This window comes from Bradyrhizobium sp. 22, assembly GCF_000482425.1.
Classification (GTDB): Bacteria; Pseudomonadota; Alphaproteobacteria; order Rhizobiales; family Xanthobacteraceae; genus Bradyrhizobium; species Bradyrhizobium japonicum_B.
Genome location: NZ_KI519399.1, coordinates 4,135,183 through 4,158,709, shown reverse-complemented (window position 1 = coordinate 4,158,709; position 23,527 = coordinate 4,135,183). Strand labels below are relative to the sequence as shown.

32 protein-coding genes and 1 pseudogene are annotated in these 23,527 nt (G+C 65.3%); 22 read left to right on the top strand and 11 right to left on the bottom strand.

Going from position 1 to position 23,527, the window contains the following annotated elements:
* The first annotated feature begins 93 nt into the window (after positions 1-93).
* Entirely contained in the window at positions 94-879 is a 786-nt protein-coding gene (locus K410_RS0121190) for an SDR family NAD(P)-dependent oxidoreductase (protein ID WP_028136728.1), read from the top strand.
* Between the two features lies 1 nt (position 880).
* Here the strand turns inward: K410_RS0121190 and K410_RS0121185 are convergent, their stop codons facing one another.
* Positions 881-1,111 (bottom strand): DUF6894 family protein, encoded by a 231-nt coding sequence (locus K410_RS0121185; protein WP_028136727.1) that lies wholly within the window; start codon positions 1,109-1,111, stop codon positions 881-883.
* A gap of 464 nt (positions 1,112-1,575) precedes the next feature.
* Positions 1,576-2,619 (bottom strand): hypothetical protein, encoded by a 1,044-nt coding sequence (locus K410_RS0121180; protein WP_028136726.1) that lies wholly within the window; start codon positions 2,617-2,619, stop codon positions 1,576-1,578.
* A gap of 362 nt (positions 2,620-2,981) precedes the next feature.
* Here K410_RS0121180 and K410_RS0121175 point away from each other — a divergent pair, with 362 nt between their 5' ends.
* The 3 genes from K410_RS0121175 (at position 2,982) to K410_RS0121165 (ending at position 4,864) form a co-directional block, all read left to right on the top strand.
* Entirely contained in the window at positions 2,982-3,578 is a 597-nt protein-coding gene (locus K410_RS0121175) for a L,D-transpeptidase (protein WP_049820283.1), read from the top strand.
* Between the two features lie 100 nt (positions 3,579-3,678).
* Entirely contained in the window at positions 3,679-4,665 is a 987-nt protein-coding gene (locus K410_RS0121170; RefSeq protein WP_028136724.1) for a hypothetical protein, read from the top strand.
* Between the two features lie 16 nt (positions 4,666-4,681).
* Complete coding sequence (locus K410_RS0121165) at positions 4,682-4,864, top strand: hypothetical protein (RefSeq protein ID WP_028136723.1); 183 nt, start codon at positions 4,682-4,684, stop codon at positions 4,862-4,864.
* 10 nt (positions 4,865-4,874) lie between these two features.
* Here K410_RS0121165 and K410_RS0121160 read toward each other — a convergent pair whose 3' ends face one another.
* Together K410_RS0121160 and K410_RS0121155 are read right to left on the bottom strand one after the other, a co-directional pair.
* Positions 4,875-5,306, bottom strand: a complete 432-nt coding sequence (locus tag K410_RS0121160; protein WP_028136722.1) for a COG4315 family predicted lipoprotein — start codon at positions 5,304-5,306, stop codon at positions 4,875-4,877.
* Between the two features lie 115 nt (positions 5,307-5,421).
* Positions 5,422-5,886: a MarR family winged helix-turn-helix transcriptional regulator gene (locus K410_RS0121155; RefSeq protein ID WP_028136721.1), complete on the bottom strand. Its 465-nt coding sequence runs from the start codon at positions 5,884-5,886 to the stop codon at positions 5,422-5,424.
* Between the two features lie 103 nt (positions 5,887-5,989).
* Between K410_RS0121155 and K410_RS0121150 the strand changes: the two genes are divergently transcribed.
* The 5 genes and pseudogenes from K410_RS0121150 (at position 5,990) to K410_RS0121130 (ending at position 9,874) form a co-directional block, all read left to right on the top strand.
* Complete coding sequence (locus K410_RS0121150; RefSeq protein ID WP_028136720.1) at positions 5,990-7,912, top strand: FAD-binding monooxygenase; 1,923 nt, start codon at positions 5,990-5,992, stop codon at positions 7,910-7,912.
* Between the two features lie 64 nt (positions 7,913-7,976).
* A pseudogene (locus tag K410_RS0121145) lies at positions 7,977-8,644 on the top strand (SH3 domain-containing protein); the annotation flags it as partial.
* Between the two features lie 170 nt (positions 8,645-8,814).
* Entirely contained in the window at positions 8,815-9,093 is a 279-nt protein-coding gene (locus K410_RS0121140) for a hypothetical protein (protein ID WP_028136719.1), read from the top strand.
* Between the two features lie 182 nt (positions 9,094-9,275).
* Positions 9,276-9,482: a hypothetical protein gene (locus tag K410_RS40485; protein ID WP_028136718.1), complete on the top strand. Its 207-nt coding sequence runs from the start codon at positions 9,276-9,278 to the stop codon at positions 9,480-9,482.
* A 71-nt stretch (positions 9,483-9,553) separates the two neighbouring features.
* Complete coding sequence (locus tag K410_RS0121130) at positions 9,554-9,874, top strand: hypothetical protein (protein ID WP_049820147.1); 321 nt, start codon at positions 9,554-9,556, stop codon at positions 9,872-9,874.
* 24 nt (positions 9,875-9,898) lie between these two features.
* Here K410_RS0121130 and K410_RS0121125 read toward each other — a convergent pair whose 3' ends face one another.
* Together K410_RS0121125 and K410_RS0121120 are read right to left on the bottom strand one after the other, a co-directional pair.
* The gene (locus tag K410_RS0121125) at positions 9,899-10,243 is read right to left on the bottom strand and encodes a DMT family transporter (protein WP_028136716.1); all 345 of its coding nucleotides are present in this window, start codon (positions 10,241-10,243) and stop codon (positions 9,899-9,901) included.
* A 204-nt stretch (positions 10,244-10,447) separates the two neighbouring features.
* Positions 10,448-11,113, bottom strand: a complete 666-nt coding sequence (locus tag K410_RS0121120; protein WP_028136715.1) for an O-methyltransferase — start codon at positions 11,111-11,113, stop codon at positions 10,448-10,450.
* A 96-nt stretch (positions 11,114-11,209) separates the two neighbouring features.
* Between K410_RS0121120 and K410_RS0121115 the strand changes: the two genes are divergently transcribed.
* Both K410_RS0121115 and pdxY read left to right on the top strand, forming a co-directional pair.
* Positions 11,210-11,842: a TetR/AcrR family transcriptional regulator gene (locus K410_RS0121115; RefSeq protein WP_028136714.1), complete on the top strand. Its 633-nt coding sequence runs from the start codon at positions 11,210-11,212 to the stop codon at positions 11,840-11,842.
* 57 nt (positions 11,843-11,899) lie between these two features.
* Positions 11,900-12,724, top strand: a complete 825-nt coding sequence (gene pdxY, locus K410_RS0121110) for a pyridoxal kinase (protein ID WP_028136713.1) — start codon at positions 11,900-11,902, stop codon at positions 12,722-12,724.
* A 5-nt stretch (positions 12,725-12,729) separates the two neighbouring features.
* Here pdxY and K410_RS0121105 read toward each other — a convergent pair whose 3' ends face one another.
* Positions 12,730-14,058 (bottom strand): M15 family metallopeptidase domain-containing protein, encoded by a 1,329-nt coding sequence (locus K410_RS0121105; RefSeq protein WP_028136712.1) that lies wholly within the window; start codon positions 14,056-14,058, stop codon positions 12,730-12,732.
* 209 nt (positions 14,059-14,267) lie between these two features.
* Between K410_RS0121105 and K410_RS0121100 the strand changes: the two genes are divergently transcribed.
* From K410_RS0121100 to K410_RS0121090, 3 genes are all read left to right on the top strand, one after another.
* On the top strand, positions 14,268-14,522 hold the full coding sequence (locus K410_RS0121100; RefSeq protein ID WP_245269418.1) for a hypothetical protein: 255 nt from the start codon (positions 14,268-14,270) through the stop codon (positions 14,520-14,522).
* Positions 14,523-14,693: 171 nt separating this feature from the next.
* Complete coding sequence (locus K410_RS0121095; RefSeq protein ID WP_028136710.1) at positions 14,694-14,948, top strand: hypothetical protein; 255 nt, start codon at positions 14,694-14,696, stop codon at positions 14,946-14,948.
* A gap of 100 nt (positions 14,949-15,048) precedes the next feature.
* Positions 15,049-15,969: a DMT family transporter gene (locus K410_RS0121090; protein WP_028136709.1), complete on the top strand. Its 921-nt coding sequence runs from the start codon at positions 15,049-15,051 to the stop codon at positions 15,967-15,969.
* Positions 15,970-15,996: 27 nt separating this feature from the next.
* On the opposite strand, the gene K410_RS0121085 is transcribed toward K410_RS0121090, so the two are convergent.
* Together K410_RS0121085 and K410_RS40480 are read right to left on the bottom strand one after the other, a co-directional pair.
* Positions 15,997-16,347, bottom strand: a complete 351-nt coding sequence (locus K410_RS0121085; RefSeq protein WP_028136708.1) for a zinc ribbon domain-containing protein YjdM — start codon at positions 16,345-16,347, stop codon at positions 15,997-15,999.
* Between the two features lie 121 nt (positions 16,348-16,468).
* Positions 16,469-16,642, bottom strand: a complete 174-nt coding sequence (locus K410_RS40480; protein ID WP_164718698.1) for a hypothetical protein — start codon at positions 16,640-16,642, stop codon at positions 16,469-16,471.
* A gap of 184 nt (positions 16,643-16,826) precedes the next feature.
* Between K410_RS40480 and K410_RS0121075 the strand changes: the two genes are divergently transcribed.
* The 5 genes from K410_RS0121075 to K410_RS0121055 all read left to right on the top strand — a co-directional run bounded on the left by K410_RS0121075 (position 16,827) and on the right by K410_RS0121055 (position 19,541).
* On the top strand, positions 16,827-17,186 hold the full coding sequence (locus K410_RS0121075; protein WP_028136707.1) for a c-type cytochrome: 360 nt from the start codon (positions 16,827-16,829) through the stop codon (positions 17,184-17,186).
* 186 nt (positions 17,187-17,372) lie between these two features.
* Positions 17,373-17,798: a VOC family protein gene (locus tag K410_RS0121070; RefSeq protein WP_028136706.1), complete on the top strand. Its 426-nt coding sequence runs from the start codon at positions 17,373-17,375 to the stop codon at positions 17,796-17,798.
* Positions 17,799-17,889: 91 nt separating this feature from the next.
* A complete protein-coding gene (locus K410_RS0121065; protein WP_028136705.1) occupies positions 17,890-18,552 on the top strand; it encodes a hypothetical protein in 663 nt (220 codons plus the stop codon).
* A gap of 168 nt (positions 18,553-18,720) precedes the next feature.
* Positions 18,721-19,002 carry a hypothetical protein gene (locus tag K410_RS0121060; protein ID WP_028136704.1) on the top strand — a complete coding sequence of 94 codons (282 nt, stop codon included), beginning with the start codon at positions 18,721-18,723 and terminating at the stop codon, positions 19,000-19,002.
* A 272-nt stretch (positions 19,003-19,274) separates the two neighbouring features.
* Positions 19,275-19,541 (top strand): DUF2312 domain-containing protein, encoded by a 267-nt coding sequence (locus K410_RS0121055; RefSeq protein ID WP_025575662.1) that lies wholly within the window; start codon positions 19,275-19,277, stop codon positions 19,539-19,541.
* Positions 19,542-19,712: 171 nt separating this feature from the next.
* Here the strand turns inward: K410_RS0121055 and K410_RS0121050 are convergent, their stop codons facing one another.
* The gene (locus tag K410_RS0121050) at positions 19,713-20,210 is read right to left on the bottom strand and encodes a DUF421 domain-containing protein (protein ID WP_028136703.1); all 498 of its coding nucleotides are present in this window, start codon (positions 20,208-20,210) and stop codon (positions 19,713-19,715) included.
* Positions 20,211-20,513: 303 nt separating this feature from the next.
* Between K410_RS0121050 and K410_RS0121045 the strand changes: the two genes are divergently transcribed.
* A complete protein-coding gene (locus K410_RS0121045) occupies positions 20,514-21,077 on the top strand; it encodes a type 1 glutamine amidotransferase domain-containing protein (RefSeq protein ID WP_028136702.1) in 564 nt (187 codons plus the stop codon).
* Positions 21,078-21,485: 408 nt separating this feature from the next.
* Positions 21,486-22,220, top strand: a complete 735-nt coding sequence (locus K410_RS0121040) for a hypothetical protein (RefSeq protein WP_028136701.1) — start codon at positions 21,486-21,488, stop codon at positions 22,218-22,220.
* Between the two features lie 77 nt (positions 22,221-22,297).
* Here K410_RS0121040 and K410_RS0121035 read toward each other — a convergent pair whose 3' ends face one another.
* Positions 22,298-22,813 carry a ParB N-terminal domain-containing protein gene (locus tag K410_RS0121035; protein ID WP_028136700.1) on the bottom strand — a complete coding sequence of 172 codons (516 nt, stop codon included), beginning with the start codon at positions 22,811-22,813 and terminating at the stop codon, positions 22,298-22,300.
* A gap of 428 nt (positions 22,814-23,241) precedes the next feature.
* On the opposite strand from K410_RS0121035, the gene K410_RS40475 reads away from it, so the two are divergent.
* Positions 23,242-23,527, top strand: a 286-nt coding sequence (locus K410_RS40475; protein WP_049820144.1) for an IS3 family transposase, incomplete at its 3' end; no start/stop codon positions are given.

The window sequence follows — 23,527 nt, the reverse complement described above, 5'->3', positions numbered from 1 at the left end:
CGTCCGGCGCGCGGCTCCGCAATGGTGCCGAGGCGGATTTGTTGCAACCTGCTGGAGTGCGCTATCGTGGCTGGCCCCGCCTTGGAGAGCGACATGAGTCTGTTCAGCGCACCGTTCGATCCCACCCACGATACGGCGCTCGTGACTGGCGCGGGCAACGGCATCGGCCGCGCCATCGCGCAGGCTCTGGTCGGCGAGGGCGTGCGGACCGTGTTCGCCGACGTCGATGCCGGGCGGGTGAGTGCCGCGATCGGCGCCAGCCCGCGGCCCGAGCTCGCCGTGCCCTGGGTCGGCGATCTCGCCGAACCGGCCGCATGCGAGGCGTTGCTCGAAGCGGCGACGACGGCATTGGGCGAGATCACGCATTTCGTCCACAGCGCGTCGCCGCCGCGGCGCGAGGCCGACCATGCGCTCGCGGTCGATCGCAGGACCTGGCAGCAGATGCATGCCGTCAATCTCGATGCCGGCTTTCACCTGGGGCGCGAGCTCGCCAAGCGCCTGATCGCGGCGAAGCGGCCGGGCTCGTTCCTGTTTCTCACCTCGCTGCATGCAGGCACGCCGCGCAACCTGCCGCATTATTCCACGGCGAAGGCGGGGTTGGCGATGCTGGTGAAGGAATTGGCCAGGACGTTCGGCCGCTACGGCATCCGCGTCAATGCGTTGGTGCCCGGTGCGATCGCGGCCGGCGGGTTCGTTGCGGATCCCGCGCTGGCGCGGCACATTCCGCTCGGGCGTCTCGGCGAGGCGAGCGACCTCGCACCGATGGCGCTCACGGTGCTGTCGAACAAGCTGTCCGGCTACGTCACCGGCGCGGCCTTCGTCGTCGACGGCGGCTTGGCGCTGACCAACTGGTTCGAGCCGCCGGCGCTCGACGCCTAAGTCAGCGGCGCCAGGCCGGCACCGGATCGAGCGGCGTGCGATAGAGCTCGTTGTGATCGCGATCGGTGACGCGCACCGCGCAACCCTTCTGCTGCAGCTCCGGTTTCACCTGCGACAGCTCGCATGCGAGTTGATCGGCGCGATCGGAGGCGACCTCGATGTCCTCGAGAATGATTCCGCCCTGGTTCCTGAACTCTTCACCAACCACGAGATCGAAGGAGTAGTAAGGCATCCGAATTCCCCGATGTGACGACCCGGCTTTAAAAGCAAATCTTCAATGGAAATCTCGACACGTCCGGATCGTAGCACTGAGTCGATATCTATCGAATGAACGGGCCGCGCAATCTCTGTGCTTATGGCGCAGAAATGATGTGCAGCCTGCGGGGCCGTTAAGAGTTTATTAAATACGTGGCGCAATCATAAGGCATGGAATTGCAGCAGAACCGGGCTCCGGGAACCGGCAGCTGCAAGAGAAGGCCGCCGGCATAGATCCCGACGGCCTTTTCTCTTGAGCGTGAAATATCGCCTCCCGTAATTGCCCGGACTCAACCCATCACATCGACTCGGACAGCGTGTGCGACGCTGCCGCGCGAATCTAAAGCGCGATGCGATTAGGATGAATCGTCATCGCGCTTTAGATTGTTGTTTAAGCATGATCTTTTCGGAAAATCGCTGCGCACTTTTCCGGATCATGCTTTAGCGCAACGGCATTGGCGGACGCACGATCGGGCCGTCGTCATCGGCAACGGCTTGCGTCGGGGTGACAGGTGGCGGCGGGACAGCGGCAGCTTGCGACGGCGGCGGCGGCGGTGCGAGCGGCTGGGGCGAATGAGCCGGCATGTAAGTTTGCGACACGGCCGGCTTCGGTTTGCGAACCGGCGGCGCCGGAGGTTTCGGCGGCAGTGCGGCTGCGCGCGTGCGCGGATCGACCGGCTTGGCCTCGGCCACCGGTTTCGGTGCGGGCGGCTTCGCCATCTCGCGCGCCATCTGCTCCTGTCCAGCCTTCAGTTCGGCGATGTTGGCCTTGAGCTGCTCGATCTGCTGCGCCATCGCGGCGAGGTCGCGCGTCATCGATTGCACCGACTGTGCTGAATCGGAAGCGGTTGCCGCAGGCACGACCGCTGCAACCTGCTCCGCAGGCGGCGCGGCCGATTGATCAATGGCTTGATCGGTCGCCGCTTGCGCTGCGGGCGGCGCGTCCTGCTGCGCGGGCGCCGCGGCCTGCGCCGGGGCGAGCGCGGCGGTCTGCGATGCCGAGGGCAGCAGCGACGTCAGCGACGCCAGAGCAGGCGTCCATTCGGCAAGCATCTGCTTGGCCGTATCGCCGTGCCTTTCCCAGGCGATGGTGGCGGCCGCGCTTCCTCCCGCAAACAGAAACGTGACGAACGCACCGCGCAGCCACTTGCGCATTGCCGATCGCTTCGGCCGGACATGATCATCGCTCGCCGTGACCCGTACGGCCGTGTCGACCGAGGGCGGCGCCGCCGCCGGCGGCTCTGAGACCGGAGCGAAGCGAGGCTCCAGGGAGCGCTTGGGCTCAAGAGCGATTTTGGGCGGCGGCGCGAATTTCGGCTCCGGACGGGTCGTGACGTCAGGCGCCAACGCGGGTGCAACGCTGATGGGGCGCGAGGCCAGCACGATGTCGGGCGAAATCTGAATCGCGTCGTGCGGATCGTTGTCCTTGACCGTGTCCTTCACGATCTCATCGACGATTTGCTTGGGGTTCAGCGTCGCGAGCATCGCAGCTCCTTTGAAGCCCAGGCGTTGAGGCCCGGTGTTACGTCCTGGTCGCTCGCATTGGCGCGAGCCGATCTGTCGAGGGGAGCCCACCTAAATCCGATGAGCCCGGCGCATGACGCACGAGTCCAGCCGGGTTTGACCAAAGCAAGGCGAGGGGATGGAGATGATGCGACGCTCTTCCGCCGTTTGTGGTGATGGAACCGAAGTTGTCAAACACGTGCACGTGTTCCTCGTTGCCTTGTTTTCAGCACGATTTTGGCAACATCTGGCGATGCTGGGGGTGCTATCCGCTAGAGGGGCCGGCGGTGCCAAAATCTTTAATCGCTTTATTCGCTATTGCCTTGCTGCCGCTGGGCGGCTGCATGCAGACCACGCTTTCACCTTCGAGCGATGCGAGCATGACGCCGCGCGACCGGCAGCTGCTCGCGCATACGCCTTACGCGAAGGCGAATGTGCCCGAGCAATATCTCCGTCACATCGTCGATTATCACCGCAAGGAGCAGCCCGGCACCATCCTCGTCGATACCGACGCCCGTTACCTCTATTTCGTGCTGCCTGACGGCAAGGCGATCCGTTACGGCGTTGCGGTGGGCGAGGAAGCCATGGCGTTCTCCGGCGTCGCGCGGGTCGGCCGCCTGGCCGAATGGCCGGACTGGGTTCCGACGGCAGATATCCAGGCGCGGCTCGGACCGTATCCGGCACGGGTTCCCGGCGGACCCGCCAATCCGCTGGGCGCGCGCGGCATCTATCTCTATGTCGGCAACAAGGACACGCTCTATCGCATCCACGGCACCAACCAGCCCGAATATATCGGCCAGGCGATCTCGTCCGGCTGCATCCGGATGCGCAACGAGGACGTGATCGACCTGTACGAGCGGGTAAAGCTCAATTCGATGGTCGTGGTGCTGCCGCCCGGACAGAGCGCGCGGGCCGAGGCGGGCGGTGGCTGGCGGGGGTGACGGCAGCGCGGCGTGAGCTGTTTGCCGACAATTTTAGCCATTGTCTTGCGCGGTCCCTAACGTCTCGCGTCTAGCGTGCAGCGAGACAGGGGTTGCTCGCATGTATATCGTGAAGAATTCGCCGCGCGCGCTGTTCGCCGCGCTGATTCCGCTGGCCATCGTCGAAGCCGTGCTGCTGGTCTACGCCCTCGCGGGAGGGCAGGTAACCGATCCGGTCGGTGTGCCGGCGCCGGATCAGATCCTGGTGCTGTACGCCGGCCGCATGGCGATGAACGCGGCCTTGCTGTTCGCCGGGCATATCGTGCTGCGGCAGTGGGCGGTCTCGAGCCGGCTCGCCTACGGTCTCATGGGCGGCGTCATGGCAGCCGTAAGCTACGGCATTGCGATCCGGAACCACGTTCAACTGACTGCCCCGGGGGACGGCACGGTGATGACGATTGGTCTGTTGCCGACCATTGCGGGAATGATCGGTGGCTTCCTCTACGGTCAATTCGCTGGGCTGAGCCCGATTGCGCGTGCAGCCGTGGAGGCGTGCGCTGCCGATGCATCAGGGAAGCCGCCGCCGCTGGCGTTCAAAGGGCCGGTCCGTGTCCGCACGTCGTTGGCCGGCATCGTTATCGCCGCGCTGATACCGTCGGTGCTTGCAACTTTGCTGCCTTACACGCTGGTGCCGCTGCTGATGAACGGTTTCGGAGACAAGAGCACCGCACATATCTTCGCGGCGGTGATCCCAGCGCAGACCTTCATGGTCATGATGGTGATCTCGGTCGTTCCTTCGAGCATCTTCATGCTCTGTGTTCACCACCTCGCGCGAGCCATGAGCCGCCGTAACGCGTGGGAATACGCGGCGATTGGCGGTGTTGCGGCATTCGCCTGTATGCTGTTGCTGGCGTTCGCGGTGCCACTGCTTGGCTTTCTCGTGGTGCCGGTGGCCTTCTGCGGGGCTGTCATGGGCGCGATCTATCGCCGCTTCGCCGGCCTCGAGCCGATGCCGCTACCGGAAGCCGTGATCGCAACCGATCCGGACACGCTGGTCGATGCCGATCATCCGTCGCGGCATCAGCATGGCGTCATCCTCGGCAACTGATCGTCAGGACGGAAACATGAAAGAGCTTGCGGCGCTTGGCGCCGGATTGGCGATCGCGGTCGTGGCGGCACTCTGGTTCACGACCGGGTCCGTGGTGGTGAATGCGGAGGTCAAGCCGCTTCAGCCGAGCGCGAATATGCCGGTCTTCAGGCCCGTTCCGACCGAGCTGGCGGGCCCGACCGGTCGCGACAACCGGTGATGATCCCGCCCTAGTCGGCAGGCCGCGCGATTCGCCATTGCAGCGTCGTGGCGTTGCCGTTGGCGTCGCCGGGCGCCTTGTCGGCGGGCGAGGTGTAGAGCGGACGATAGCGGTACGCCCACATCCTGCTGCCGTCGTCGCGGCTGATCACGGTGAAGTCGCCGACCGCCTTGGCGTCGGCCGTTGCGGGCAGCGGCACCCAGCTCTCGGTGCACTTGCCGTTGCAGTTCGACGTCTTTCCGGTGGTGTCGCGCTCATAGGTATAGAGCGTCATGCCATTGAGGTCGACGAGCTTGGGACCCTGCTTGGTCAGGATGACCTTGGCCGGAGCCACCGGCGCCTCCACCTTCGGCGGAGGAGGGTCACCGCCGCCATGGCCGCCCGCCACCGCATGACTGACCGTGAGCGTCATGGCTGCGGCCACAACGAGGAACCTGAACATTCCGAACTCCGTCCCGCAAAGTTAATCGCGCGTTAAGCGCCCAATGCGGCGGACGTTAGCAGCTGAAAGTTAGTTCCTGGTTTCGTGCGCTGCGACAATTGCGGCACGTGCGGCATCAGACCGCCGCATCGCGCAGCGGAGCGCGGCTGAGATCGTTGCCGGCGGCAATCGCCTTGCGCAGCAGTCGCATCAAGTCCTCGGCCTCTTTCGTGCTGAGGCCGCGCAGCATGATCCGTTGGGCCGATTCGACCGCCGGCGTGATCTTGCGGAGCGTGCGCCGGCCTTCGTCGGTGATGACGAGCTCGCGGGCGCGGCGGTCGCGGCTGGAGGCGCGCCGCTCGGCGAGGCCCTTCTGCACGAGGCGGTCGATCACGCCGGTGATGGTGGTGCGGTCGTAGGCGATGAGGCCCGCAAGCGTCACCTGGTCGAGTCCCGGATTGGCCTTGATGGTCGCAAGCGCGGCGTATTGCACCGGCGTCAGGTCGAAGCCGGCATCCTCGACCTCGGCCAGGAACACCGCGACCGCGATCTGCTGGAACCGGCGCGCCAGATGCCCGGGCATGTCGTTGTTGTCTTTCACCGAATTGTTCTCCTGTGATCGGGCGGCGCGGCTCGTTGACAAGTATACTGATAGTCAGCATACTGAGCAATATCCAACAGAGCGTTGCCGGGGAGAGGTGCTCATGCAATTCCATCTCAATGGATTTCAGCCGGGCGATCCCGAGATAGCCGATCCCGCCGACCGCCTTCAGGCTTCCGGCGCAGCGGGCGCCGTGCCCGACGAGGTCGATGTCCTCATCGTCGGCTGCGGGCCGGCCGGCCTCACGCTCGCGGCGCAGCTTGCGCAATTCCCCGACATCAAGACCTGCATCGTCGAGCAGAAGCCGGACCGCCTGCTGGTCGGGCAGGCCGACGGCATCGCCTGCCGCACCATGGAGATGTTTCATGCCTACGGCTTCAGCGAGCGCGTGCTGAAGGAGGCCTATTGGGTCAACGAGACGACGTTCTGGAAGCCGGACGAGCGGCGGCCCGGCACCATCATCCGCAGCGGCCGGGTGCAGGACGTCGAGGACGGCCTGTCTGAATTCCCGCACGTCATCCTCAATCAGGCACGCATCCATGACGGCTTTCTCGACGTCATGCGCAAATCGCCGGCCAAGCTCGAACCCCATTACAGCCGCCGTCTTCTCGACCTCCAGGCCGATCCGGTCGCAGGTCCCGGCGATCATGCCGTGACGGTGCGCCTCGAGCGCGTCGATGCGGCGAACGAGGGCAAGGTCGAGACCGTGAAGGCGCGCTATGTCGTCGGCTGCGACGGTGCGCGCAGCACGGTGCGCAAGTCGATCGGACGCGAACTGCACGGCGATTCCGCCAACCACGCCTGGGGTGTGATGGACGTGCTGGCCGTGACGGATTTTCCGGACATCCGCTTCAAGTCGTTGATCCAGTCGGCCACGGACGGCAGCCTGCTGATCATTCCGCGCGAAGGCGGCTACATGGCCCGCGTCTATGTCGAGCTCGCCAAGCTCGACATCGGCGAGCGCGTCGCGAGCCGCAACATCACCGCCGATGACGTCATCGCCAAGGCGCAGCGGATCCTGAAGCCGCATACGCTGGAGGTGAAGGAGATCGCCTGGTGGTCGGTCTACGAGATCGGCCAGCGCCTGACCGACAAGTTCGACGACGTGCCGGATGCGGAGACCGCAACCCGTCTGCCGCGCATCTTCATCGCCGGCGATGCATGCCACACCCACAGCCCGAAGGCGGGGCAGGGCATGAACGTCTCGATGCAGGACGCCTTCAATCTGGGCTGGAAGCTCGCTGCCGTCATGCGGAAGCGGTGCGCCCCACAGCTGCTGCATTCCTATTCCGCCGAGCGCCAGGCGGTCGCCAAGGAGCTGATCGATTTCGACCGCGAATGGGCGGGCATTCTTGCCTCCGCTGCCAAGGCCGGCGGCGCCGATGCCGCCAGGACCCAGGACTATTTCGTCCGACACGGCCGCTACACCGCGGGCACGGCGACGCATTACAGGCCGTCGCTCCTCACCGGCGCGGCGTCGCATCAGCACCTCGCGCAAGGCCTCGTCATCGGCAAGCGCTTCCATTCCGCCCCGGTGATCCGGCTGGCTGACGCCAAGCCGGTGCATCTCGGTCATGCCGGGCAGGCCGACGGTCGTTTCCGGATCTATGCCTTCTCTCCCGCGGAAGATCCTGCCGCCGCAGGCTCGGCCATTCGCGCGCTTTGCAATTTCCTGACCGAGGCGAGGGAATCGCCGGTGAGGCGCTATACGCCTGGCGGCGCCGACGTCGACAGCGTGATCGATCTGCGCGCGGTGTTTCAGCAGAACCATCGTGAGCTCGCCGTCGAGGCAATGCCGCCGCTGCTGCTCCCGCATAAAGGCCGCTACGGTTTGCGCGACTACGAGAAGATGTTCTGCCCGGACCTCAAGAGCGGTCACGACGTTTTCGCCATGCGCGGCATCGATCGAAAAGCCGGTTGCATGGTCGTGGTGAGGCCGGACCAGTATGTCGCGAACGTGCTGCCGCTCGACGACTTTGCCGGGCTTGCGTCGTACTTCGACGCGTTCATGCTGCAGGTCAACTGACGATCGTAGCAGCGCCGCCGGTGCGTTGCGCCGATGAACGGCGAGTGAATATTGAACCGCGCCGTCTGCGTTTCAATCTTTCGGGCGTGGACGTCCCTGGTATCGCCGCCACGCCTACTGGAGCAGTTACTGGACCTCGCATCGGAGCATCGCGGCCCGAATGACGCTTGATCCGCGTGCGGCCCGCATCGGTCGCGCGGCGACGCGCGATGCGGCGCTTGCTTTGGAGCGGGAAGGCGTGCGGGGCAAGGGCGCCGCGATCTCCGGACGCAACGCCGCGAACGCGCGGCCTGACGTGGCGAGCACAACGCGCGACGCCGCCATCGCGAAGCGCGACGCGGCTGTTGCCGCCGACCGGATGCGTGCCGGACGGAGCGAGCGCACCGCACATGAGCGGAGCCATGTGCAGACTCGCAGTCCGCGCGATGCCCAGGCCCGCATGATGCACGAACGGGCCGCACGCCCCGCTGCGGTGCGGACCCAGCCGATAGCTCGCGCGCATGAAGCCGCGCGTGTCTCGGCCGCAGCTGCCGAGCGACGCGCGATGCCGCATGTCGCGCAGCCGAATGTGAGCCACGGCGCGCCGATGAATGCGCGAGCGCAGATGCCGGCGCCCCGTGCTGCTGCGCCCGCAATGCCGCACGGCGGTGGCGGCGCTCCGCACGTCAACGCCGCGCCCCGCGGCGGTGGTGCCCGGCCGGCGGCCCCGGCGGCGGCCACCAGAAGCACTAAGAAGCCCGAAGGAAAGCCCGGCCCGCGCGCCGGGCTTTCTGTTGGATTCAGTCGGGTTCCCTGCGCGTACAATTTAAGAAAGTTCTTCGCGGGCAGATTTCATCGATCGTAAGATGTGTACCCAAAGATGCAAGCATCCACTCGGGGCAGCGGGGCACGGGAGGATGACGATGAGACAAAGCCAGGCGGAGACGCGCCGCCACAACGTCGCGAAGCGGTCGATGACCAAAGAGGCCAAGCAGCTGGCCGCTCTGATTGCCGGGCTGCGCGAATCCCTGGAAGGGATTCACAAGGAGCGGATGGGCGCGAAGCTCACCGGCGCCGAGATCGGCATGCTCGACGAGCGCCGCAACAATCTGCTGCTCACCATCGCAGCCCTCGACGACCGCCTCTCGGCGGTGCAGGGACTGATCGATCTCGGCCGTCCTCATATCATCCGCGTGCACTAGCGGAGCGCGAGGTTGGGACGCTCGGTTCCGTTGCAGCTGATGTGACGGACCAGCTTCCGGCGGCCGCTTCAGCACAACATGAACGCGGCTCGGCGTCGCTCCGGCGTCGTGCCTGCGGATGGCACCAAATTGCCACGCTCCCGGCGAATTGCCGCCAAAGCCCGCTGCCACGAGGAGGCCGGGTGCAGGGCGACGCAAGGGGACGCGAATTGGCCTACAAGATGATCGCAGAACGCGACAACGAGAAGTACAGTTTCGCCCGCGAGAGCCGGCTGCTCATCGTGGCGAAGGCAAGGGTGTGGGCGAGCGAAGGCTGGCGCGTCGTCATCACCGACCAGGACGGCAAGGCCTACTCGCCGCCCGAATTCGATCAGCTGTCGGCGGCGTAACCGACGCGCGGCCGAGGGGACGTCATTTGACATCGCTGTTTGGACCGGGGCGCGCGCCGATCGCGGCCCTGATGGGTCTTGCAGCCGCGGCCGTTTTCACGGCGACGGTTGCGACCGCGCAAAATCTCGACGCCGGCAAGTCGCCCGCCAAGCTCTTCGCTGACAGCTGTGCGACCTGCCATCGCAGTCCGCGCGGCCTTGCCAAGGGTCGCTTTACCCTGACGCTGTCCTGGTTCCTGAAGGACCATTACGCGACCAGCGCGGACTCGGCGAGGATGCTCGCCGCCTACCTGGAATCGGTCGACGAGCCGCCGCCGCGCGCTGCGGCCAGGCCCGCGAAGAAGCCGGCGCGATCCACTCCGCATCAGCCCAGGCCGGTGCAGAGCCAGTAGCTCTGCGCGCCGCAGCCTTCCGGATCAACGCACCGCACTCTCCGAGAACAGGTTGATGATCACCACCCCTGATACGATCAAGGCGATACCGACGAAGGCTGCGGAGTCCAGTATCTGGCGGAACAGCACGAAGGAGACGGCGGCGGTCAGGATGATGCCGACGCCGCCCCAGATCGCATAGGCGATGCTCAACGGAATGACCCGGATCGCGACCGACAGCGCATAGAACGAGGCGACGTAGAACATCACCATCGCCAGCGTCGGCCAGGGACGGGTGAACTGCGCGGACTGCTGCAGGAGCGCCGACGCGGTGACCTCGAACACGATGGCAAGGGCGAGGGCCGCGTAAGCATTGAGAGTGGAGGTCATGAACCTCTCGGCGCAGGAGAGAATCCGTGGGGCAGCCAAGTCAACCCATGGACGGCTTTTTGCCACGAGCGGATATCATGTGTAAGTGACGAACCTGCGACACCGATCGGAATGCGAACGGGGCTGCGAGAACAGTGTTGAGACATACGACGCCGCCGCGCGATGGCGCGGCGGCTCGAGATCCTGCGGTGCGTCGATCCAGCGTTAGCTGATCCGCACGGAGAGTTCGACGTCTTCGGCGAAGGGCGTCGACATATAGCCGCTTCCAGGCCTGCGTACGCGCGCCAGGTAGTCCGGGCTGTCGTTGGCATTGTCGGCGACGATGATCGCACCCGGTCCGAGGTGGTTTTCCAGCAGATCGAGGATTTCCGGGTAGAGCGCCTTCGCGCCATCGAGCAGCACGAGATCGACCGTATCGGGCAGATCGGCTCGAAGCGTTGTCAGCGCGTCGCCTTCACGGATTTCGACGAGATCGATCAAGCCGCCGGCCGTGAGGTTGTCTCGCGCCCGCGCCGCTTTGGACGGCTCGAACTCGCTGGTGATGAGGCGGCCACCACCATTGTCGCGCAAGGCTGCGGCGAGGTGGAGCGTCGAGATGCCGAACGACGTGCCGAATTCGACGATCGTCCGCGCGCCGGAGCTGCGTGCCAGCATGTAGAGCAATGTTCCGGTCTCGCGCGACACCGCGAGCGGAACGTCCTTCAGCCGACCGTAGAGGTCGCGATAATCGGTCTTGCTCCGCATCATCCGCTCCCGGTCTGCCTGGGACAAATCGGCGACGGCGGCCCGCGTAGCGCTGCTTGCTGCCTCGGCCTCGTCGAACAGGCGATCCAGCAGGGGCGCAAGCGATGTGATGGTTGGGGTGATCATTCGGGGTCTCCAGGGCTGACGAAGAGCGCGTGCTTGCGCGCCGTCTGAAATACGACTAATTCGTCGCATTTCCTATTCGCATTCACCGGGCGTGCCATGGCCGATCCTCGAAGCCGTTCAGTTTCCTCGCGAAAACAGCCGCAACAGGCCCGCTCGACCAGTTTGGTTGCGGCCATTCTCGATGCCGCTGTTCAGGTCCTGGCGAAGGATGGCGCGCAGCGTTTCACCACGGCGCGGGTGGCGGAGCGGGCCGGGGTGAGCGTCGGCTCGCTCTATCAATATTTTCCCAACAAGGCCGCGATCCTGTTCCGCCTCCAGAGCGACGAGTGGCGGCGCACCAGCGAGCTGCTGCGCGGCATCCTTGCGGACCGGACCAAGCCGCCGCCGGCACGGCTACGCGCGCTGGTCCATGCCTTCATCCGCTCCGAGTGCGAGGAGGCCGCAATCCGCATCGCGCTCAACGATGCCGCGCCGCTCTATCGCGACGCGCCGGAGGCGCACGAGGCGCGGGCTGCCGGCGAGGGCATCATCGCGGCGTTCATGCAGGAAGCGCTGCCGAAAGCCTCCGCAGCCAGACGCGAGCTTGCCGGCGAATTGATCAAGACGACGCTGAGTGAGGTCGGCAAGCGGTTCTCGGAGACGCCGCGCGGCGCGGCCGAGATCGCGCGCTATGCCGACGGGCTGGCTGACATGTTCTGCGCTTATCTCGGGGAATTGACACGGCGCTGAAGCTTCAGCTCCGGGCTCCTGTTGTATCGCCTGACGTTTGTCCGTACGGAGCTTTTCATGCTCGTCATCTCCATTCAAAGCCAGGTGGTCCACGGCCATGTCGGCAACAGCGCGGCCGCCTATGCGATGCAGGCGGAGGGCGTGAACGTTGCGGCGGTGCCGACGACGTTGCTGTCCAACCATCCGCGCTATCCGAGCCTGCACGGCCGGGTGCTGGAGACCGAGCTCGTCGCCGATCTTCTGAAGGGTGTCGAGGAGCGCGGGCTGGTCGACCAGGCCGCCGTGCTCGTGACCGGCTATCTCGGCTCACCGGGCAATGCCGCCGTGATCGCCGATTTCGTCGAGCGGGCGCTGACGCGGAATCCGAAGCTCGTCTATCTCTGCGATCCCGTGATCGGCGATGACGGCCGCGTCTATGTCGCCGACGGCATTTTGGACGTGGTCCGGCACCGGCTGCTGCCGGCGGCGAAGCTGACGACGCCAAACCAGTTCGAGCTCGAGCTGCTTTCGGGCCTCACGATCGCGGATGCGCAGGGCCTGCGCGCCGCGTGTGCGGCGCTGGCGGGGACCGGCCGCATCGACGTCGTCGCGACCGGCTGCACGCTCGCCGACACGGCGGCAGGGCAGGTGGAGACGATCCTGTGCGCCGGCGGGCAATTATCGCGCTTTGCGACTGCGCGCCTGCCGATCCGCCCTTACGGCACCGGCGATCTGCTCACCGGCCTGATCGCAGCACATTTGGCCAAGGGCCAGGCGACGGATGCAGCGGTGCGGCTTGCGGTCGACACCGTCTTTGCGGTGCTGCTACGCACACAGGACGCCGGCACGGCCGAGATGCGGCTGGTGCCGCTGCCGCTGCCGACGTCGGGACGTGCGACGTAACGGCTTCAGGTCGCGGGCTTGCCGGCCGATTGCGCCGATTTCTGCGGCTTGGCCGGACTCTTCTGCTCGCGCGCAACCTGGGCCTTTGGCGGCTTGGCATGGGATGCGGCACGCACGGCCTGCTTGGGCTTCACGCTGGCGACTTGCTTGCCGTCGCCGGTGCCGCGGCGCGAGATGTACTCCTTGCCGTCGATGGGACCGACATGCGGCGGATCGCGGCCGAGATAGGGGCGGCCGATGCCATACGCCTTGCCGTTGGCGTCGACCCACTTCCACAGGATTTCGGTCGAGACCCAGCGCTGCGCCCGGTTATTGCCTTGCGTGCTGACGATGTCGGCCGCCATGCCGTGGCCGTAGCCGCCGCGCAGGCTGCCCCCGTGATAGGACCGGTCGGAGGCCGCTTTCAGGCCGCTCGCGATCGACTGGCGATAATCGTCGCGGAACGCGCTGGTGATGCCGGGCGAGAGGCCGGCGGCCTCCGCGGCGAGCAGCGTGCGGAACAGCTTGAGCTTGAAGCTCTTGTCCATGCCGCCGATGACGTAGTCCATCATCGACATGCCGGCGTGTTCGGCCGCCTTCGGATCCTTCCAGGTGAAGTCCTGATCGACCAGCTTGGTGAAGTTGCGCATCACCGTGACCGTCTTGCCCTTGCGCTTGATCGTGACGGCGCGGCGCTCCTGGACCTTGATCGTGTCTTCCTTGGCGGTGCGCTGATAGAGCGCCCAGAGATAGCGGTCGACGCAGGCCTCGATGACGAAGCATTCGTCGAGCACGGCGACGGTGTCGGCCGGCGGCGACGGCTTGCTCACGGGCGTGACCGGGCCGCTGGCGATCGCCGCGGGGGACAGCGCGTCCGGCGTCACGATCTCGGTGGGATCGGCCGAGGCGAGCTTGACGGGCTCCGGCGCCGCGACCGGGGCAGCCTCGCCGACGACGGGCTCCGGCTCGGGCGAAATCTGCAACGGAGGCGGCGCCTCCATCGGCAGGATCAGCACCGGATCGGCCGAGGCGAGCTTGATGGCGGGAGCCGGCGTCTCAGGCGCTGCTTCAGCGCTCGTGGGAGCCGGTGCCGCGGCCACGGTAGCCGCGATGTCGGCGGTCAAGGCGATGCCGTCCTCGATCGTCGCAGCGCGCGGCACGTCGGCGAGGTCGAGCCGGCTGATATCCTTGACGAGATCCTTAGCCAGGTCCTTGGCGCGCGAGACGGCAGCCGCATTGGCACTGCTGTTCTCGATGAGAGCAGGGGCATAGGCGGACAGGGAGAGCGCCAGCCAGCCGGCGAGCACGGCCGAGGGGCATGCGACCGCCACCAGAAGAGACTGCCGATCGTTCATGATCCCTGCCTCCAAACGGTTCTGCCCGAACCCGTCTTATCCGGACAGTCATGATGCAAACAGCCTGACGCAAACAGTCTTGCACGGAAAAGGCACGCAGTACGTCGATTGTTCGGAGCACCGTGTGGCAGCGCAATGGCGTAAATCGGCAAGAATGGGCTTTTCGCAGCACTGTTGCTGAGGTGCAACGCCGGTTCCACGAAAGCAGCTTGACCGCCGCGTTGCGGCAACTTTGTTGCGGCTGGCACGTTTGGTCGGCCATGACGCATGCCTCGCTTCGTCCCATGGACGCCTTCGATCCCACCGAACCCGCCATCCTGCACGACCGCCTCACGGACACGATCATCACCTGGACGGCTGACCAGGCCGACGATTACAAGCGGGCCAGCCGGCCGGGCCCCGAAGGAACGGTGGCCTGGAAATCCTATCTGTTTGATGGCTGGGGCAACGTGCTCGGTGGCTGAGCACCGTCCGCGGATGCGCATGTCGCGGCCGGCGTGATTCGGCCAAAGCCTTGGACACATTAAACATATTGCCATGCGCCGGGTGCGATGTTGCAATGCGACAAAGTATGTCGCAATGCAGCAAAGTCGGCCTAAATATGCTCCGACTCTTCCACTTCCGGAGCATCACCAATGAACAAGAAGACTTTGTCGATCGCCGCCGCCCTGCTGGCGATCGCAGGCAGCAGCGCGGCCTTCGCCGCCGAGCTGCCGACTTACGAAACCCGCGGATTCCCGGTCTCGCCCTTGCAGGTGCGCGTCCTCGGCGCCGTGCAGGCCGAGCAGCAGGCCGCTGCGCCGACCGCGATCGCCTCGGTGCACCAGGCGAACGTGCTGACCCCGCGCAAATTGAAGACCGCGGGCGTCACCACGGGCGCCGGCCGCTGAACTGACGACGCTCGAGGACTGAGCGAGGCTCCTTCCGCGCGCGCCAGCCCTGCGGCGGCGTGGGTTGAGGGCGCCGGCGAGCTGCCATAAGGCTCGCTGCATGGATCAGCGGACGAGCGGAGCGGGCGCTCTCTCCAAGACCAACGACAGGGCGCCGGCGCTGCTCGGCGTCGTTTGCGGCCTCGCCGCGGCGCTGTTCTGGGCGCTCGGCTTCGCCGGCACGCGGCATGGGCTCAAGGTCGGCTTCACCCCGGTCGATCTGCTGGTGCATCGATATGTCTGGTCGGGCCTCGTGTTCCTGCCGCTGGTGCTGCGCGCCGGCGCGAAGGATCTCTGCGGCATCGGCTGGGGCCGGGGCCTTGTGCTGATGGTGCTCGGCGGCCCCGTGATGTCGCTGATCTCCTACACCGGCTTCCTGTTCGTGCCGCTCGGCCATGGCAGCGTGATCCAGCCTTCCTGTGCCACGCTCGGCGGCCTCCTGCTCGCGGCGCTCGTGCTGAAGGAGCACGTTTCCGCCTCGCGGCTGATCGGCGCCCTCGTCATCGTCGGCGGGCTCGGCGTGATCGGCGCGGAATCGATCGGTCATATCGGCGCCGACGGCGTGCAGGGCGATCTGATCTTCGTGCTGACCGGATTTATGTTTGCCGGCTTCGGCACCGCGCTGCGGCACTGGCGTGTCTCCGCCGTCTCGGCCGCGCTCGTCATCAACGTGCTGTCGCTGCTGCTGCTGCCGATCTACGTCGCGACCGTCGGCCTTGCCCACATCGCCGCGATCGGCCCGACCGAGAATGCGATCCAGGCGCTGGCCCAGGGCGTGCTGGCGGGCCCTGCTGCGCTCTATCTGTTCGCCGTCTCGGTGCAGCGCCTGGGCGTCGCCCGCGCCGCGGTGTTTCCGGCCTGCGTGCCGGCGCTGACGGTGCTCACCGGCGCCGTGCTGCTCGGGGAGCCGCCGACCCTGTTGCAGACGGCGGGCCTGCTCACCGTGCTGTGCGGGTTCTACCTGGCGCAGCGGCAGCGATAGATCCCGCAGCAACCGAACTACGGCCGGCTACGCTTTCCGCACGAACTCCGACTTCAGGTTCATGGCGCCGATGCCGTCGATCTTGCAGGCGATGTTGTGACCGTCGCTGGCGTCCTGGAGGCGGATATTGCGCACCTTGGTGCCGCCCTTGACCACGGAGGACGAGCCCTTGATCTTGAGATCCTTGATCACGATGACGCTGTCGCCGTCAGCGAGCGCATTGCCGTTGGCATCGCGCACGCCGGCATCCGGCGCACTCTCCGCGGCCGCTTCCGCCGCACCGCTCCATTCATGGCCGCATTCCGGGCAGACCCAGAGATCGCGGTCCTGATAGGCGTGCTCGGAGCTGCAGGCGGGGCATTTCATCGCGTCGGTCATGGCAAGTCTCGTCTAACCCTTTGCTCGTCTTTCGTTCGCGGCGCGACCGTAGGGACCGGGAACAGGAAAGCAAGGGAAAGCTGCCGACGGCTGGGCTGGCCCACCGACTGCCGGTGCGATATCACCGAAACAGCGCAACGAAGATCACATAGAGCCAGCCGAGGATGCCGTGGATGATTGCCCACAGGATCGAGTGGTTGTCGGCATAGGAGATTGCGATGGCGAGCGCCGAGCCGAAGCCGACGCCGTATTTCGCGCCCTCGACGCGCACGCCGTAATAGCGATTGCCGTTCATGTTGATCCCTCCTGACCTCGCCTGAGCGCGAGCTTATGCATTCGCCTCGACGCTGGCGAGCGGCGTGATCGATGAGCCAATGTCGCGCGCGGGCGTATCGCGCGCCGTCCTTGACGCAGATCAACCTGCCTTTGCCGTGCAAATCTAGGCTGGCTCGATGATTCAATCACGGTGAGGTTGGGCGATGTCGCATAGTGCTCGAATCTATCTCGGTATCGCTGTCCTGATCGCGTTGTCGCTGCTGTTCCTGTTCAGCGTGGTCCACACCGCCGCGGGCGCCCCGCGGTCCGGCCCGCGCGCGGTCGCCGAGGGGCATCGTCTGGCGCAGGCATGGTGCCAGACCTGTCACGCGGTCGAGCCGGGCATGGCCGGATGGTTCGACGAAGCTCCGAGCTTCCAGGCCATCGCCGACCGCAGCGGCACCACCGCGCTGGCGCTCAAGGTGTTCTGGCGCACCAGCCACCACAACATGCCGAACATCGTGATCTTGCCGGAGCAGGCGGACGTGCTGTCGGCCTATATCCTCAGCCTCAAAGGCAGGTGAGCACCTCGTCGACACGATTTTTGCGAAAACAACCCCATGCACAGTAGAGCGGGCCTTGATAAGGCTCGCGTTTTCGGCTGCGCCGAAATCCGGTTGCGACGTCGGGCAAAACAGCGGCATCATCCCGGATGACGCTGACGCGCCATCCGGGCTAGGCTTGCGCCGCAACCGCGTAGCGAGTCCGGCATGAGCTTCCTTCTCAACATCGACGTCCCCGATATCGAGCAAGCCACCAGCTTCTACACCGAAGCCTTCGGCCTCACGGTCGGCCGCCGCTTCGGCGCGGGCTTCGTCGAGCTGCTCGGCTGGCCGGCGCCGGTCTATCTCCTGACCAAGCAGGCCGGCACGGTCGGCGCCGGCGGCGATCGCCGCCGCTACGCGCGGCACTGGACGCCGGTGCACGTCGACGTCGTCGTCGACGATGTCGATGCGGCCGTCGAACGCGCGCTGCGTGCCGGCGCGGTCCTGGAGGTGCCGGCGCGCGATGCGCCCTATGGAAGGATCGCGATGCTGGCCGATCCGTTCGGGCACGGCTTCTGCCTGCTGGCGTTCAGCGCAAAGGGATACGATGCGCTTTTGGAGGCTCCTAGCCCGGATGGAGCGCAAGCGTAATCCGGAAGCTTCACCCGCGGACACAAGACCCCGGATTGCGCTACGCTCCATCCGGGCTACGTTCGCATGCGGAAGCCAGGATCGGGGCGGCATGGCAAAACGAGCGAAAAGCAAACCGACACGGAAGCTGAAGACCTACCAGACCTCGCTCGGCTTCTACGACCAGGCCATCGCCGCGCCCTCGATGAAGGCGGCGCTCGAGGCCTGGGGCGCCAGCTCCAACCTGTTCCATCAGGGCGCCGCGAAGGAGACCGACGACCCCGACATCGTCGCGGCGACGCTGGGCAAGCCCGGCATCGTGCTGAGGCGCCCGGTCGGCTCCGATGGTCCCTTCACCGAAAGCGCCGAGCTGCCGACCGATCTGGCCGAGGACGATGCCAGGCCCAGGCGAAGATCCGGCAAGCGGCCGGCCAAGACTGCAAAGAAGTCCGCCAAGTCCGCAAAGACGCCGTCGCGCAAGGCCGACGAGCAGGCGGCCCGCAAGGCCGCGGCGGCGTTCGAGAAAGAGGAGCGGCGGCGCGAGGCCGCGCGCCGCAAGGAGGAGGCCGCCCGCGCCAAAGCGCGCGCGCGCCGCGACAAGGCCGTCGCCGCAGCGGAAGCTGCGCTGGACAAAGCAAGGCGCGAGCACGAGGCGAAGGCGGAGGAGATCGAAGCCGCCCGCGCCGCGCTGGACGAGCGCTCTGAAGCGGAACAGTCGCGATGGGACAAGCAGCGGATGAAGCTGCAGGAGGCGCTGCGCCGCGCGCGTGAATGAGGCTGAGCGGCAATCGCGCCGGCCGAACCTGTTGCCGCGCACTCCGCCCTCATCCCGAGGAGCCCGCCCAAGCGGGCGTCTCGAAGGAGGGCCGCACAAGAGCTCGCGCGAAATTCGCTTGCCTTGCCTGACATCCTTTTGCACTCTTCGCTGCGAAGGAGACAACGCATGACAAGAATAACCGCCGCCTGCGCGCTCGGAACCGCCCTGGTGCTGTGCAGCCTTGCAACATCAGGCGCCGAGGCGAAGCCGCGCAAGGCCGTCGTCGTTCGCGCCCCGCAAGAGCGGCTCATCATCACCGCGCCCGTGCTGCGGCCGACGCCGTGGGACTACAACATCGTTCCGCGCTATCGCTACCGCCCGGAGGACGACAAGGTCGATCCCTACGGCCCGCCGCTGGTGCCGTCCTACGTTCGCTACGAGGGCTGGCGCTGGCCGTATTGGTGGTAGCTGACGACAATTCGTAGGGTAGGCAAAGGCGCGCTCGCGCCGTGCCCACGCCTTGCTCTCCGACATGATCAAGGTCGTGGGCACGCTTCCGCCTTCGCTCTTCGAGCTACGGCGGACAAGTCGCTTTGCCCAGCCTGCGGCACCGTGCAAGCGCGACGCTCTCCCGGCTCTCCCTCGGCGTTGTCCACAGGTGCAATGCACGGGCGGCGCGGTTAACAGATTGGTTATGTCTTTGCGGGCATTTTCGCGACCTCAGTCAGCGAGGAGGCACCATGTCCGACATCACCATTCCCGGCGGCAAGATCCGTTCCTTCGTCGAGCGGATCGAGAACCTCGACAGCGAGATGCAGGAGCTGAGCGAACAGAAGAAGGAAGTCTTCGCGGAAGCCAAGGGCGAAGGCTTCGACGTCAAGATCCTCAAGGAGATCATCAAGCTGCGCAAGGAAGACAAGAACGAGCGCGACGAGCGCGAGAGCCTGCTCGACCTCTACATGCGCGCGATGGAGACGGCCTCGCCGGAGCAGGCGAAGGCGGCGTAAGAGGCGAGGGTCGCTTTCGCGGAAGTAGCTGCAATCGGCGAATGCCGGCTGTTTCGTAGGGTGGGTTAGCCGAAAGGCGTAACCCACCACTAGCGTATCCGACGAAGGAAAGAAGGTGGATTGCGCGTCGCTAATCCACCCTACGTGGCTCGGCCGCCGCGACATCGCGTGTCACTTGTCCTTCTTTTTCACGCTGATGTTGCCGTCGCCTTCGATATAGGCCTCGATGACCTCCGCGGGGCTGTCGACGCCTTCTTCCCGGAGCTTGCTCAGCAGCTCGTCCATCGTCACCAGCTCCTGTCGCAAATGGCGGCGAAGGACCTGGCCGTTCTTGATCAGAAGCAGCGGCGGGGGCCGAACGAGCCGCTCGACGAAGGGCACGTGATAACCGAGCCAATCGATAGCAAGGTTCCAGAAGATAATGGTGGTAACGAGCACCAGGCCTTCTGTGATCGACCGGTATTCACCCGCCATGCCGTTCTGTGCGGCGTCGGCCAGAAGCACGACGAGGAGCACATCCGGGATGCTGATTCCGCCGGTTTGTCGCTTCAGGATCAGGCGCATCAAGATGAAGATGCCGAAATACATGATAGTGCCCCGCACCAGCATTTCTATGAGCGAATGCGTCGGAGCAAAGATCTCGTGCCATGGCAGCTGGAAGTTCAACATGGGGCCTCGCATCTAAACAGGAGCTTCCTGCTAGCATGTTTTGGAAGACCTGATGGACTAACGCTGTGCCCTTGCAGGCCGCCCACTCAGACGAGCGCGAAAGCCTGCTCGACCTCTGCATGCGCGATGGAGACGGCCTCGCCGGAGCAGGAGCGCAACGGAACTCGCCGTCATTCCGGGGCGCGCGAAGCGCGAGCCCGGAATGACGGCGCAAAAGGGGTTAAGGCTCTCGATGTCGTGTGAGGAACCAAAGGCGAAAGCACTCGATTGAGTGGCATCGCCTCACACGCAATGGAGACACGGATGGAACTGTCCGGGAAAAAGATCGCGATCCTCGCCACCCACGGCTTCGAGCAATCGGAACTCGAAGTGCCGCGTGATACCCTCAAGGCGGCCGGCGCAACAGTGGAGATCATTTCGCCGCAAGCCGGCGAGATCAAGGGCTGGGACGAGAAGGACTGGGGCCGCCCGGTCAAGGTCGACAAGACCCTCGACCAGGCCGCGCCTGCCGACTACGACGCCCTCGTGCTGCCCGGCGGCCAGATCAACCCCGATCTGCTGCGCGTCGAGCCGAAGGCGCTTCAATTCATCAAGAGCGTGTTCGATGCCAAGAAGGTCGTCGCCGCGGTCTGCCATGCGCCCTGGCTGCTGATCGAGACCGGCGTCGCCAAGGGCCGCAGGATGACGTCCTACAAATCGATCAAGACCGACGTCGCCAACGCCGGGGCGAAGTGGGAAGACTCGGAGGTCGTCGTCGACCAGGGCCTCATCACCTCGCGCAACCCCGGCGACCTCAAGGCCTTCAGTGCCAAGATCATCGAAGAGGTGAGAGAAGGTCGTCACACGCAGCGGAGCAGCGCGGCGTAGTCGGGATTGCGGTCACGGTGGACTCGGCTGACGCAATTCAGCCGGGCCGCGGATCGGGCAGCGATCGCGGGGTGAGTTCGGTTTACTGTGGCCGTACTCAGAGCAGGGCGGTCAATCCCGTAGAACGAGCGAAGCGAAACCCATCAACGGCCGTCGCGGAATGATGGGTTTCGCAAGGGCTCCACCCACCCTACGCGCCTTTGCCGTTTCGTAGCTCGGATGAGCGCAGCGGCATCCGGGACATCAGGCAGCAAGGCCGCCGCGATCATCCGGGCTTTGCGCCGTGCGTCACCGGGGCCCGAACGGCGAGCTGCTTCATGCAGGCCCATGCTCCGGCCGCCGGGGCCTTGCCCCATATAACCATGGGTTGTACGCTGAGCTGCAGACAAGTGCGCGAGCGTACATGAAATGATCGAGGTAGACGGCGCAGCGTCCGAGCGGCTTTTGCAGCCCAAGATGCCTCCGGGCGTGCTGACCGAAGGTGCGGTGGTCGACGTCAGGCTTCGCAATTCCTGCGCCTCTTTCGCCCTCATGATCGCAGGCTTGATCCTGGTCCCGACCGGAGTGCTTGCGTCCTCGACTGATTGCAGCAAGATCAAGTCGACGACAGTGCCGGTTGAACTCGTCGTCAGGTTCGTCGGATTCGAGCAGACTTATCAGATTTATAGGGGCGCGGGAAAAACGGCAGTCCTCTGGACACGGCAGATAGCGCCAAATGGCATCAACGTCGCCAAGGCGGACACCATCAACGGATTCGCCGTCGCCACCTCATCGACAACCAATGTCGAAGGCGTGCCCGATCGCGATGGGCAGCTCAGCTACTCCGGCATCTCGATCGAGGACTATGATCACCGGAACAGCGTGTCCTTCAAGGTCCTGTGGACGTTCACGTACCGGAACGGCACGACCCGGCAGGCCGAGCAGAGCTTCGACCACATTTTCGTGTCGGCCGGGGAGACGGTCGTTGGTTCGTGTGGGCTCGCCGTGTATCGAAAGGCGGTCAAATTCACGGCCGGCGGCCAGACGAAAAGCCTCTTTCTAACCTATTTCCCCGAACTCAGGGTGGCCGTCACGAGCCCGGCGTCAGAGCCGGCGTTCATCAGCCTGAGCACGTCGTTCGAGCCGATCCGCATGCTGCGTTAGGCCAGCCTCGGAAGCAGCATATCCGGCGACAGCGAAGGATTTTAGCGCGCCGGCACCAGAAATTTCGGAGCTGACCGTCAATAACGTCCGCCGCTGCCCTTTTGCTGATCGATCCAGGCTGACAATGATTTCGGGGCGGGTTTCGCAGTCCGGCCGGTCGATGCCTTCGGATTGCTGCGAACGCCTGTCGCCGAACGGGCGCGCAAGGCTTCGCCTGCGCCTGCGCCCCTCAAGGAAGCCGCCGATGCCTCCGCGGCTTCCTTCTCCAGCCGCAACTGCTTCAACCGCGCCATCTTGATGCGCTCGGTCTCGACCTCGGGCCGTTCGGCGAGCAGGGGCTTGGGTTGAGCAAGCTCGGCCGCGACCAGGACCCCAAGAATGGTCGTCTCGCCGAGCGCCTTGCAGGCCTCTAACCGATGCAGTCCCTCGACCAGAACGAGGCGGTCTCCGTCGCGCCGAACTGAAATCGGGGTCTGTTGTCCGATGTCCAGCATGCTTTCCGCGATCTCCGCCACGGTCGCGGAGTTAAGAGCTTTCTTCTGCTTCGTGGGAACGAAGATATTTTCGATCGGGAAGGTCTCCGGTTGGGGCATGACTTGTACTCCGCTTCTACCGGGCCCGGCACCCATGCCAGTGATGGTCGGAGTTTAGGGAGGAAGAGCGCGACCGCAAGGGCAATTCCGCTCGCAGGTCAGTGGGATGGGTTGAGCCCTTGCGACCCCATAGTCTTGGTCGCTGTCGACGGGTTTGCTCTGCTCTATCCATCCTACGAGCTGCGAAGGCGAGGGAGGAAACGACCGCTTTTTCTTGGCATGGGTCGATGGCGACGAACTTGGCGCAGTGGCAATTTTTGGTTGAATTGCATCAGGGCGTTGGTCAAGGATTAGTTCTGTACTTGAGCAATTAAAGAGATGCGCGTCGTCCATGTCCTTACCCATCGTCCGCGCAATATTGGGAAGCATTGAACTTCCTCCGAATGAGTGGACACCTGTAGTAGGCTCGTTGAGCCTGGAGGTGTTGAATGGAACGTGCACGTCGGTCGTTTACTGAAGAGTACAAGCGCGAGGCGGCGGGGTTGGTGGTGTCGAGCGGCCGCTCGATCGGGTCGGTAGCCAAGGAGCTCGGTCTGCGCGACTCAGTGCTGCGGCGCTGGGTCGATAAGCTCCGGCGCGAGCCGGCATCGGCGGCGTGGCGCCCCACCACGCAGGCGACGCCGATGTCGGCGGACCAGGCTTCGGAACTCGCCGTGTTGCGCCAGGAGAACGAGCGGCTGCGGATGGAACGCGACATTTTAAAAAAGTCGATCG

Coding starts and splice junctions, on each gene's coding strand:
- K410_RS0121180 (WP_028136726.1), bottom strand. CDS start 2,619: ATGCTCGCGACGCTGAACCCCAAGCAAATCGTCGATGAGATCGTGAAG.
- K410_RS40480 (WP_164718698.1), bottom strand. CDS start 16,642: ATGAACGGCAATCGCTATTACGGCGTGCGCGTCGAGGGCGCGAAATAC.
- K410_RS0121070 (WP_028136706.1), top strand. CDS start 17,373: ATGAGCTTCCTTCTCAACATCGACGTCCCCGATATCGAGCAAGCCACC.
- K410_RS0121190 (WP_028136728.1), top strand. CDS start 94: ATGAGTCTGTTCAGCGCACCGTTCGATCCCACCCACGATACGGCGCTC.
- K410_RS0121050 (WP_028136703.1), bottom strand. CDS start 20,210: ATGTTGAACTTCCAGCTGCCATGGCACGAGATCTTTGCTCCGACGCAT.
- K410_RS0121085 (WP_028136708.1), bottom strand. CDS start 16,347: ATGACCGACGCGATGAAATGCCCCGCCTGCAGCTCCGAGCACGCCTAT.
- K410_RS0121160 (WP_028136722.1), bottom strand. CDS start 5,306: ATGTTCAGGTTCCTCGTTGTGGCCGCAGCCATGACGCTCACGGTCAGT.
- K410_RS0121040 (WP_028136701.1), top strand. CDS start 21,486: ATGATCGAGGTAGACGGCGCAGCGTCCGAGCGGCTTTTGCAGCCCAAG.
- K410_RS0121060 (WP_028136704.1), top strand. CDS start 18,721: ATGACAAGAATAACCGCCGCCTGCGCGCTCGGAACCGCCCTGGTGCTG.
- K410_RS0121065 (WP_028136705.1), top strand. CDS start 17,890: ATGGCAAAACGAGCGAAAAGCAAACCGACACGGAAGCTGAAGACCTAC.
- K410_RS0121170 (WP_028136724.1), top strand. CDS start 3,679: ATGTATATCGTGAAGAATTCGCCGCGCGCGCTGTTCGCCGCGCTGATT.
- K410_RS0121125 (WP_028136716.1), bottom strand. CDS start 10,243: ATGACCTCCACTCTCAATGCTTACGCGGCCCTCGCCCTTGCCATCGTG.
- K410_RS0121055 (WP_025575662.1), top strand. CDS start 19,275: ATGTCCGACATCACCATTCCCGGCGGCAAGATCCGTTCCTTCGTCGAG.
- pdxY (WP_028136713.1), top strand. CDS start 11,900: ATGCTCGTCATCTCCATTCAAAGCCAGGTGGTCCACGGCCATGTCGGC.
- K410_RS0121095 (WP_028136710.1), top strand. CDS start 14,694: ATGAACAAGAAGACTTTGTCGATCGCCGCCGCCCTGCTGGCGATCGCA.
- K410_RS0121150 (WP_028136720.1), top strand. CDS start 5,990: ATGCAATTCCATCTCAATGGATTTCAGCCGGGCGATCCCGAGATAGCC.
- K410_RS0121045 (WP_028136702.1), top strand. CDS start 20,514: ATGGAACTGTCCGGGAAAAAGATCGCGATCCTCGCCACCCACGGCTTC.
- K410_RS0121175 (WP_049820283.1), top strand. CDS start 2,982: ATGCAGACCACGCTTTCACCTTCGAGCGATGCGAGCATGACGCCGCGC.
- K410_RS0121120 (WP_028136715.1), bottom strand. CDS start 11,113: ATGATCACCCCAACCATCACATCGCTTGCGCCCCTGCTGGATCGCCTG.
- K410_RS0121090 (WP_028136709.1), top strand. CDS start 15,049: ATGGATCAGCGGACGAGCGGAGCGGGCGCTCTCTCCAAGACCAACGAC.
- K410_RS0121185 (WP_028136727.1), bottom strand. CDS start 1,111: ATGCCTTACTACTCCTTCGATCTCGTGGTTGGTGAAGAGTTCAGGAAC.
- K410_RS0121035 (WP_028136700.1), bottom strand. CDS start 22,813: ATGCCCCAACCGGAGACCTTCCCGATCGAAAATATCTTCGTTCCCACG.
- K410_RS0121165 (WP_028136723.1), top strand. CDS start 4,682: ATGAAAGAGCTTGCGGCGCTTGGCGCCGGATTGGCGATCGCGGTCGTG.
- K410_RS0121075 (WP_028136707.1), top strand. CDS start 16,827: ATGTCGCATAGTGCTCGAATCTATCTCGGTATCGCTGTCCTGATCGCG.
- K410_RS0121130 (WP_049820147.1), top strand. CDS start 9,554: ATGGGTCTTGCAGCCGCGGCCGTTTTCACGGCGACGGTTGCGACCGCG.
- K410_RS0121115 (WP_028136714.1), top strand. CDS start 11,210: ATGGCCGATCCTCGAAGCCGTTCAGTTTCCTCGCGAAAACAGCCGCAA.
- K410_RS0121140 (WP_028136719.1), top strand. CDS start 8,815: ATGAGACAAAGCCAGGCGGAGACGCGCCGCCACAACGTCGCGAAGCGG.
- K410_RS0121105 (WP_028136712.1), bottom strand. CDS start 14,058: ATGAACGATCGGCAGTCTCTTCTGGTGGCGGTCGCATGCCCCTCGGCC.